This is a genomic window from Modestobacter sp. KNN46-3 (genome assembly GCF_011039295.1).
Genome location: NZ_JAAKGN010000163.1, coordinates 1 through 10314 on the forward strand (window position 1 = coordinate 1; position 10314 = coordinate 10314).

General features: G+C 72.6%; 5 protein-coding genes. 4 read left to right on the plus strand and 1 reads right to left on the minus strand.

Annotation, left to right across the window (positions count from 1 at the left end):
* The first annotated feature begins 198 nt into the window (after window positions 1-198).
* The 4 genes from gltB (at window position 199) to G5C62_RS22690 (ending at window position 8760) form a co-directional block, all read left to right on the plus strand.
* On the plus strand, window positions 199-4875 hold the full coding sequence (gltB, locus tag G5C62_RS22675; RefSeq protein WP_206330803.1) for a glutamate synthase large subunit: 4677 nt from the start codon (window positions 199-201) through the stop codon (window positions 4873-4875).
* On the plus strand, window positions 4868-6352 hold the full coding sequence (locus tag G5C62_RS22680) for a glutamate synthase subunit beta (protein WP_164702784.1): 1485 nt from the start codon (window positions 4868-4870) through the stop codon (window positions 6350-6352). The genes gltB and G5C62_RS22680 overlap by 8 nt, the downstream gene beginning before the upstream one ends.
* 108 nt (window positions 6353-6460) lie before the next feature.
* Entirely contained in the window at window positions 6461-7876 is a 1416-nt protein-coding gene (gene pyk, locus G5C62_RS22685) for a pyruvate kinase (protein ID WP_164702785.1), read from the plus strand.
* Window positions 7873-8760: an acyl-CoA thioesterase II gene (locus tag G5C62_RS22690; RefSeq protein WP_241176071.1), complete on the plus strand. Its 888-nt coding sequence runs from the start codon at window positions 7873-7875 to the stop codon at window positions 8758-8760. Before pyk ends, G5C62_RS22690 begins: the two co-directional genes overlap by 4 nt.
* 16 nt (window positions 8761-8776) lie before the next feature.
* Here the strand turns inward: G5C62_RS22690 and G5C62_RS22695 are convergent.
* Window positions 8777-10314 (minus strand): pyridoxal-dependent decarboxylase (locus tag G5C62_RS22695; RefSeq protein ID WP_164702786.1); only part of this gene is annotated, 1538 nt, incomplete at its 5' end.

Here is a 10314-nt window from a genome sequence, read left to right on the forward strand (position 1 = left end):
TATATATGTTATATTTTTTGCTCAGAGCGACACACCCCCATGCCAACCCCCGGTGTGGAGAGGGAAGTGTGTGAAAGGTATAAGAGCAAGCGCTCTGACCACCCGGCGGGGTCTGCGACCCCCCGCACCAGCGCCACCCGCCGACCCGGACCCCGGGCGGTGGAGCCGGCGCCGCGGCCAGCCGACGACGGGAGTGACATGTCTGACCTCGCCGCCCCCTCCGCGAAATCGCCGTCCCCGGCCGCAGCCCTTCCGGCCGTGCCCTTCTCCGCGCTCCCGGCCGCCTCCGGCCTCTACGACCCGGCCAACGAGCACGACGCCTGTGGCGTCGCCTTCGTCGCCGACGCCCGTGGCCGCCGCTCCCGGAAGATCGTCGCGGCCGGGCTCACCGCGCTGCACAACCTCGACCACCGGGGCGCCGCGGGGTCGGAGCCGAACTCCGGTGACGGAGCCGGGATCCTGACCCAGGTCCCCGACGGACTGCTGCGGGAGAGCGTCGACTTCGACCTGCCGCCGCTGGGCGAGTACGCCGTCGGGATCGCCTTCCTGCCCGCCGACGAGACCGAGCGGGCCTCCGTCGTCGACGCCGTCGCCGGGCTCGCCGCCGAGGAGGGCCTGACCGTCCTGGGCTGGCGGGTGCTGCCGGTCGACCCGGACGCCGCCGACCTCGGGCCCACCGCCCGGCGGGTCATGCCGCACTTCGCCCAGCTCTTCGTCGCCGAGACCATCGGTGCCCGGGCCGACGCGCGCGCCTTCGGTGGCACCGCGGCCCCGCACGGGGTCACCCGGCTCGAGCGGCGGGCCTTCGTGCTCCGCAAGCGGGTCGAGCGCGCGGCCCGGGACGCCGGCACCAGCTGCTACATCGCCTCGCTGTCCTCCCGGACGATCACCTACAAGGGCATGCTGACCACCGACCAGCTGCCGGCGTTCTTCCCCGACCTGACCGACGAGCGGTACGAGTCGGCGATCGCGCTGGTGCACAGCCGGTTCTCCACCAACACCTTCCCCAGCTGGCCGCTGGCCCACCCCTTCCGGTTCATCGCCCACAACGGCGAGATCAACACCATCAAGGGCAACCGGAACCGGATGCGGGCCCGCGAGGCCAAGCTGGAGACCGGGCTGTTCGACGGTCCGGCCGGCCCGGCCAGCGAGCTCGGCCTGGAGCGGATCTTCCCGGTCACCGCCAGCGACTTCAGCGACTCCGCGACCTTCGACGAGGTGCTCGAGCTGCTGCACCTGTCCGGCCGGTCACTGCCGCACGCGGTGCTGATGATGATCCCGGAGGCGTGGGAGAACCACGACGAGATGGACGCGGCCCGCCGCGCCTTCTACCGGTTCCACTCCTCGATCATGGAGCCCTGGGACGGGCCCGCCTGTGTCGCGTTCACCGACGGCAGCCTGATCGGCGCGGTCCTGGACCGCAACGGCCTGCGCCCGGGCCGCTGGTGGCGCACCAAGGACGACCTGGTCGTGCTGGCCAGCGAGGCCGGCGTGCTCGACATCCCGGCCGGCGACGTGGTGGCCAAGGGCCGGCTGCAGCCGGGCCGGATGTTCCTCGTCGACACCGCCGCCGGGCGGATCGTCTCCGACGAGGAGGTCAAGGGCGCCCTGGCCACCGCCGAGCCCTACGACGACTGGCTGCACGCGGGGCAGGTGCACCTCCCGCAGCTGCCCGAGCGGCGCCGTTCCCGGCCCAGCCACGAGTCCGTCGTCCGTCGGCAGCAGCTCTTCGGCTACACCGAGGAGGAGCTGCGCATCCTGGTGCAGCCGATGGCCGCCAGCGGCGCCGAGCCGATCGGCTCGATGGGCACCGACACCCCGATCGCGTCGCTGTCGGACCGCTCGCGCCAGCTCTACGACTACTTCACCCAGCTCTTCGCCCAGGTCACCAACCCCCCGCTGGACGCCATCCGCGAGGAGCTGGTCACCAGCCTGGGGCGGACCTTCGGCCCCGAGCAGAACCTGCTCGACGCCACCCCGGCCTCCTGCCGGCAGCTCTTCCTGCCCTACCCGGTCATCGACAACGACGAGCTGGCCAAGATCCTGCACATCGACGACGACGGTGACCTGCCCGGTTTCGCCGCCGTCCGGATCACCGGCCACTTCGACGTCGCCGGCGGGGGCGAGGCGCTGGCCCAGGCGGTCCAGGACCTGCGCACCAAGGTCAGCAAGGCGATCGCCGCCGGCGCCCGGGTCATCGTGCTGTCCGACCGCGACTGCGACGAGAAGCGCGCCCCGATCCCGTCGCTGCTGATGACCGCCGCCGTCCACCACCACCTGGTGCGCGAGCGCACCCGCATGCAGGTCGGCCTGATCGTCGAGTCCGGCGACTGCCGTGAGGTGCACCACGTCGCGCTGCTGCTGGGCTACGGCGCGGCCGCGGTGAACCCCTACCTGGCGTTCGAGAGCGTCGAGGACCTGATCCGCACCGGCACGCTCACCGGCGTCCAGCCTGCCCAGGCGGTCCGCAACGTGGTCAAGGCCATGGGCAAGGGCGTGCTGAAGGTGATGAGCAAGATGGGCATCAGCACCGTCGGCTCGTACACGATGGCGCAGATCTTCGAGACGGTCGGCCTGTCCAAGGCCGTCGTCGACGAGTACTTCACCGGGACGTCGGCCACGCTGGACGGCGTCGGGCTCGACGTGCTCGCCGAAGAGGTCGTGATGCGGCACCGCCGCGCCTACCCGAGCAACCCGACCGAGACGGCGCACCGGCGGCTGGAGACCGGCGGGGAGTACCAGTGGCGCCGCGAGGGCGAGGTGCACCTGTTCAACCCCGAGACGGTGTTCCTGCTCCAGCACGCCACCCGGTCGCGGCAGTACGACGTCTTCCAGCGCTACACCGACACCGTCGACGGGCTGTCCGCCGAGGCGGCGACGCTGCGCGGCCTGTTCACCCTCAAGACCGGTGACCGGCCCGCCGTCCCGCTGGAGGAGGTGGAGCCGGTCAGCGAGATCGTCAAGCGGTTCCAGACCGGCGCGATGAGCTACGGCTCCATCTCCGCCGAGGCGCACGAGACCCTGGCGATCGCGATGAACCGGCTGGGGGGCCGGTCCAACACCGGTGAGGGTGGCGAGGACCCCGACCGCTTCACCGCCGACCCCAACGGCGACCTGCGCCGCTCCTCGATCAAGCAGGTGGCCAGCGGGCGGTTCGGCGTCACCAGCGAGTACCTGGTCAACGCCGACGACATCCAGATCAAGATGGCCCAGGGCGCCAAGCCCGGCGAGGGCGGACAGCTGCCGGGCAGCAAGGTCTACCCGTGGGTGGCCCGTACCCGGCACTCCACGCCCGGCGTCGGCCTGATCAGCCCGCCGCCGCACCACGACATCTACTCGATCGAGGACCTCAAGCAGCTCATCCACGACCTCAAGAACGCGAACAACGAGGCGCGGGTGCACGTCAAGCTGGTCGCGGAGTCCGGGATCGGCACGGTCGCGGCCGGGGTCAGCAAGGCCAAGGCCGACGTCGTCCTGGTCTCCGGCTTCGACGGCGGCACCGGTGCCGCACCGCTGACCTCGCTCAAGCACGCCGGCATCCCCTGGGAGATCGGGCTGGCCGAGACCCAGCAGACGCTGCTGGCCAACGGGCTGCGCGACCGGATCGTGGTGCAGGTCGACGGGCAGATGAAGACCGGCCGGGACGTCATCGTCGCGGCGCTGCTCGGGGCCGAGGAGTTCGGCTTCGCCACCGCGCCGCTGGTGGTCGAGGGCTGCGTGATGATGCGGGTCTGCCACCTGGACACCTGCCCGGTCGGCATCGCCACCCAGAACCCGGAGCTGCGCAAGCGGTTCACCGGCAAGCCCGAGTTCGTGGTGACCTACTTCGAGTTCCTGGCCGAGCAGGTGCGCGGGTACCTGGCCGAGCTGGGCTTCCGCTCCATCGACGAGGCCGTGGGCCACGCCGAGCTGCTCGACGTGGCGCCGGCGATCGACCACTGGAAGGCCTCGGGCCTGGACCTGCGGCCGATCCTGGCCGTGCCCGACCTGCCCGAGGGCACGCCGCGGCGCAAGGTCCGCGACCAGGACCACGGGCTGGACGTCGCGCTGGACCAGACGCTGATCCAGCTGTGCGAGGGCGCGCTGCTCGATGCCCGCCCGGTGCACCTCGAGCTGCCGGTGCGCAACGTCAACCGCACCGTCGGCACCATGCTGGGCTCGATGGTCACCCGGCGGTTCGGCGGCGAGGGCCTGCCCGACGGCACGGTCGACCTGACCTTCACCGGGTCGGCGGGTCAGTCCTTCGGGGCGTTCCTGCCGCGCGGGATCACCATGACCCTGGTCGGCGACGCCAACGACTACGTCGGCAAGGGCCTGTCCGGCGGGCGGATCGTCGTCCGCCCGGCGCCGGAGGCGAGCTTCCCGGCCGAGGACAACGTCATCGCCGGCAACGTGATCGGCTACGGCGCGACGGCCGGTGAGGTATTCCTCCGCGGCCGGGTGGGGGAGCGGTTCTGCGTCCGCAACTCCGGGGCGCTGGCCGTCGTCGAGGGCGTCGGTGACCACGCGCTGGAGTACATGACCGGCGGCACCGCAGTCATCCTCGGGCCGACCGGGCGCAACATCGCCGCGGGCATGTCCGGCGGGATCGGGTACGTGCTCGACCTGGCCCGGCACCGGGTCAACACCGAGATGGTGGACGTCGAGGCGCTGGACGGGCAGGGCTCTGCCTGGCTCCGCGACGTCCTCGAGCGCTACCGCGAGGCCACCGACTCGGCCGTCGCGACCAGCCTGCTGGCCGACTGGGGCCGTTGGTCGGGGCGTTTCAGCGTGATCATGCCGCGTGACTACCGGCGTGCCATGGAGGCCCGACGGGCCGCCGAGGCCGCCGGCTACGACGTGGACCGAGCCGTGATGGAGGCAGCTCGTGGTTGACAGCACCGGGTTCCTGAGGTTCGACCGTGAGCTGCCGCCGCGGCGGCCGGTCGACCTGCGACTGCTGGACTGGAAGGAGGTGTACCTGACCCGGGACACGGGTGAGGACGCCGTCTTCCCGGTGCGGGCGGTCCGTGAGCAGGCGGCGCGCTGCATGGACTGCGGCATCCCTTTCTGCCACCACGGCTGCCCGCTGGGCAACCTGATCCCGGAGTGGAACGACCTCGCCCGCCGGAACGACTGGCAGGAGGCGATCGAGCGGCTGCACGCGACGAACAACTTCCCCGAGTTCACCGGGAAGCTGTGCCCCGCGCCGTGCGAGTCGGCCTGCGTGCTCAACCTGGAGAACGCGCCGGTCACGATCAAGCAGATCGAGTGGGAGATCATCGACCAGGCGTTCGTCAACGGCTGGGTCACCCCGCAGCCGCCGGCGGAGCTCACCGGCAAGAAGGTCGCCGTCATCGGGTCCGGGCCGGCCGGGCTGGCCGCCGCCCAGCAGCTCACCCGCGCCGGGCACCAGGTGACCGTCTACGAGCGGGACGACCGGATCGGCGGGCTGATCCGCTACGGCATCCCCGAGTTCAAGATGGAGAAGCGCCACCTGGACCGGCGGCTGGACCAGATGCGCGCCGAGGGCACCCGGTTCGTCACCGACGTCACCGTCGGCGGCAGTGCGGGCAGCCTGACGACCGAGCAGCTGCGCGCCGAGCACGACGCCGTCGTGCTGGCGATCGGCACCCCGGTGGCGCGTGACCTGCCGCTGCCGGGCCGGGAGCTCGACGGCGTGCACTTCGCCATGGAGTACCTGCCGCACGGCAACCGCCAGGCGCTCGGCGAGCTCGAGGACCCGCCGCTGTCGGCCAAGGGCAAGAACGTGGTCATCATCGGCGGCGGCGACACCGGCGCGGACTGCCTGGGCACCGCGCACCGTCAGGGCGCGGCCTCGGTGGCCCAGCTGGACTACAAGCCGGCGCCGTCGGGCACCCGGCCCGAGGACAACCCCTGGCCGACCTACGAGATGATCCTGCGCGTCTCCCCGGCGCACGAGGAGGGCGGCGAGCGCCTGTTCGCCGTCAACACCGAGGCGTTCCTCGGTGACGAGCAGGGTCGGGTCCGGGCGATCGAGGTCGTGGAGATCGAGGTCGTCGACGGCCAGCGCCGGCCCAAGCCCGGCAGCACCCAGGAGCTGCCGGCCGACCTGGTGCTGCTGGCGCTGGGCTACACGGGCCCGGAGACCACCGGCCTGGTCGAGGAGCTGGGCTGTGGCGTCGACGAGCGGGGCCGGGTCGCCCGGGACGACGAGTACATGTCCAGCGTCCCCGGAGTGTTCGTGGCCGGGGACATGGGCCGCGGTCAGTCGCTGATCGTCTGGGCCATCGCCGAGGGGCGCGCCGCGGCCGCCGCCGTCGACACCTGGCTGACCGGGAACTCGATGCTGCCCCGACCGGTCACCCCGGACGCCGTCCCACTGCGCTGAACCGCTGGTCGTCGGCGTCATGAGACGTCCCTGACGACTGCTGCCCCTCGGGGGGACACGACGGACCCGGTCCGCTGTGTCCGCCCGAGGGGCGACTAGTTTTGCCTCATGTCTCGTCGCGCGAAGATCGTCTGCACGCTGGGCCCGGCGACCGGTTCCCTGGACCAGATCACTGCCCTCGTCGAGGCCGGCATGGACGTCGCCCGCCTCAACTTCAGCCACGGGAAGCACGCCGACCACGAGACGGCCTACCGGCTCGTGCGCGAGGCCTCCGACAAGGTCGGTCGCGCCGTGGCCATCCTGGCCGACCTGCAGGGCCCCAAGATCCGCCTCGGCACCTTCGCCGACGGCCCGGTCACCTGGGCGACCGGCAGCCGGGTCTGCGTGACCGTCGAGGACGTCGAGGGCACCGCCGAGCGGGTCTCCACTACCTACAAGGACCTCGCCAACGACGTGCGGGTCGGTGACCGGCTCCTGATCGACGACGGCAAGCTCGCCCTGACCGTGGTCGAGGTCGACGGCCCCGACGTGTGGTGCCTGGTGCTCGAGGGCGGTCAGGTCTCCAACAACAAGGGCCTGTCCCTGCCCGGCGTCGCCGTCAGCGTCCCGGCGCTGTCGGAGAAGGACTCCGAGGACCTGCGCTTCGCGCTCTCCCTCGGCGTCGACTTCATCGCACTGTCCTTCGTGCGGCACGCCAAGGACGTCGAGCTGGTGCGCGAGATCATGCGCCAGGAGGACGTCGAGGTGCCGGTGATCGCCAAGCTGGAGAAGCCGGAGGCGGTCGAGAACCTCGAGGCGATCGTCGAGGCCTTCGACGGCGTCATGGTGGCCCGCGGCGACCTGGGCGTGGAGCTGCCGCTGGAGCAGGTGCCGCTGGTGCAGAAGCGCGCGGTGCAGGTGGCCCGTGAGCGGAACAAGCCGGTCATCGTCGCCACCCAGATGCTCGAGTCGATGATCAGCGCCTCCCGGCCCACCCGGGCCGAGGCCTCCGACGTCGCCAACGCCGTCCTGGACGGTGCGGACGCGGTGATGCTGTCGGGGGAGACCTCGGTGGGGAAGTTCCCCGTCGTCGCGGTCAAGACGATGGAGCGGATCATCGACGCGGTCGAGTCCGACGCCGTGCGGGTGCCCGAGCTCCTCGTCCCGCCGCGGCAGCGCTCCGGGGCGATCGTGCGGGCCGCCAAGGACATCGGTGAGGCACTCGACGTCGCCGCGCTGGCCGCCTTCACGCTGACCGGCAAGACCGCGCAGCTGCTCGCGGCGCTGCACACCCGGCTGCCGATCCTCGCCTTCACCACCGACCCGGCGGTCCGCAGCCGGCTGGCGCTGTCCTGGGGCGTGGAGACCTTCCTCGTGCCCGAGGTCACCCACACCGACGACATGGTCGGGCAGGTCGACTTCTCGCTGCTGTCCATCGGCCGGCTCAAGGAGGGCGACAAGGTCGTCATCGTGGCCGGCAGCCCGCCGAACACCGCCGGCTCCACGAACCTGGTGCGGGTGCACGAGGTGGGGACCGAGGCGTGACGGCCGGGGTCGCGCAGCCGGGGGAGACCCCGGCTGCGGAGCTGATGGTCGTCCTGTACCTGGAGGAACGGGGTCCGGACGTCTACGTCGGCCAGACCCCCAGCACGCCGTTGCAGCGGATCTTCGGCGGTCAGGTCGCCGCCCAGGCCCTGACCGCCGCGAACGCCACGGTGGGGCCGGGGCGGGTGGTGCACTCGCTGCACTCGTACTTCCTCCGCCCCGGTGACCCGCACGAGGAGATCCGCTACGAGGTCGACCGCATCCGCGAGGGTCGCTCGTTCAGCACCCGGCGGGTGGTGGCCCGGCAGACGCGCAAGGGCGAGGACGTCGCGATCTTCGCGCTGACCGCGGACTTCACCGCCGGGGAGCGGGCCGTGGTCGAGCACTCCCTGCCGATGCCCGAGGTGCCCGGTCCGGACGGGCTGCCGGGGCTCGCCGAGGTCACCGCGGCGCACCCCGGGCAGGGGGCGGCATCCGCGGCGATCGGACGGGCGGTGGAGCAGCGGTACCTCGCCGACCCGTTCGACCCGCAGCCGCGGCTGCCACCGGACACCGCGTTCCGGGTCTGGTTCCGGGTGGCCGGCCGGCTCCCCGACGACGACGCCGTGCACGCGGCCGCGCTGACCTTCGTGAGCGACCTGACCCTGCTCTCGGCAGGGCTGGCCCGCACCGGTGGCGGCTGGGGCGGGTCGATCGTGGGGGCCAGCCTCGACCACGCCGTCTGGTTCCACCGGCCGGTGCGCGCCGACGAGTGGTTCCTCTACGAGACCGACAGCCCGGCGGCGGCGAGTGGCCGCGCGCTGTGCTTCGGGCAGATCTGGGCCGCCGACGGCACGCACGTGGCGACCGTCGCGCAGGAGGGGCTCATCCGCTCCCTGGGCTGAGGCGACGGCCGCCGGGTCAGCGGGCCGGGTGCTCCGGGTCCGCCGGGGCCGGGGCGTCCAGGTCGGCCTGTGCGCCCGCCTGGGTGGCCGTCTCGTCGCCTGCGGCGGGGGTCTCCACGGTGAGGGTCCCGGCGTCCGGGGTCCCCGCGGTCGGCGTCTCGACGTCGGGGGCCTCGGCGGTCGGGGTCTCCGCGGTCGGGGTCTCGGTGTCCGGAGTGCCGGTGTCCGGGGTGCCGGACGTGGCCTCTGCCGCCGGCTCGGTGCTCGGCTCGGTCTCCGGGGCTGCGGCGGCCGCTGCGTCGGCCTGCCCGGCTGCTGCCTGCTCCGCCGCGGCCGCCTCGGCGGCGGCGTGCTCGGCTGCGGCCTGGCGCTCGGCGACCTCACGTGCCCGCTGCTCGGCCTGCTGTTCGGCGAAGTCGTTGGCCAGCCAGTCGTGGCCCTCCCGCAGCAGCGTCCACAACCGCTCGACGTGCTCCCGGGTGGTCGCCGGGGCGCCGATCGCCACCCGCAGCACCGCCCGGCCGGCCACGGTGGTGTGCGTCAGGAAGACCTCACCGCCGTCGTTCAGCCGGTCCAGCAGGGTCATGGTGGCGACGTCGGCATCCACGCCGCGCGCCCAGCGCGGCTGCAGGCAGACCAGCGACAACGGGTGCGGGGCGACGACGTCGAACCGGTCGTCGGCCCGAGCCCAGCCGGCCAGCTCCTGGGCCAGCGCGACGTGGTCGCGGATGTGTGCCCGCAGCCCCTCGGCGCCGTACCAGCGGACCACGAACCACAGCTTCATCGCCCGGAACCGACGGCCCAGCTCGATCTGCCAGTCCCGGTAGTCGACCACCGCACCGGTGTCGGTGGCGGCGTTGCGCAGGTACTCGGGGAGGATCGACAGGGCCCCGGTGAGCGCGGCCCGGTCGGCGACCCAGAACAGCGTCGCGTCGAACCCGGTCAGCAGCCACTTGTGCGCGTCGGTCGTGTAGCTGTCGGCCCACTCGACGCCGGCCTGCAGCGCACGCAGCTCCGGGACGACGGCGCTGACCCCGGCGTAGGCGGCGTCCACGTGCAGCCACACCCCGAAGCGCTGGCAGATCGGGCCCAGCGCGGCCAGCGGGTCGATCGCGGTGGTCGACGTCGTCCCGACCGTCGCGCAGACCAGCACCGGGACGAACCCGCGGGCCACGTCCCGCTCCAGCCGCTGCTCGAGCGCCCGGGGGCTCATCGCCAGCTCGGCGTCGACCTCGACCACCCGGATGGAGTCGGTGCCGAGCCCGGCGATCCGGGCGGCCTTCTCCATCGAGCTGTGCGTCTCCGCGGAGACGTAGACGGTGTACTCCTCCGGGCGGACCCCCTGGCGCAGCGTCGCGCCCTTGCTGGTCCGGTGCAGCGCCGCCAGCAGCGCGACCAGGTTGGCGCCGGAGCTGGAGTCCTGCACCACGCCGCCACCGGTGCCGGTGGACCGGAAGGAGCCCGGCAGGCCGAGCAGGTCGGCGAACCAGTCCATGACGTGCTGCTCGAGCTCGGTCGCGGCCGGGCTGGTCACCCAGGACATGCCCTGCACGC

Excerpts from the sequence above, each read along its gene's own strand:
- gltB (WP_206330803.1), top strand. The coding sequence starts at position 199 with ATGTCTGACCTCGCCGCCCCCTCCGCGAAATCGCCGTCCCCGGCCGCA.
- pyk (WP_164702785.1), top strand. The coding sequence starts at position 6,461 with ATGTCTCGTCGCGCGAAGATCGTCTGCACGCTGGGCCCGGCGACCGGT.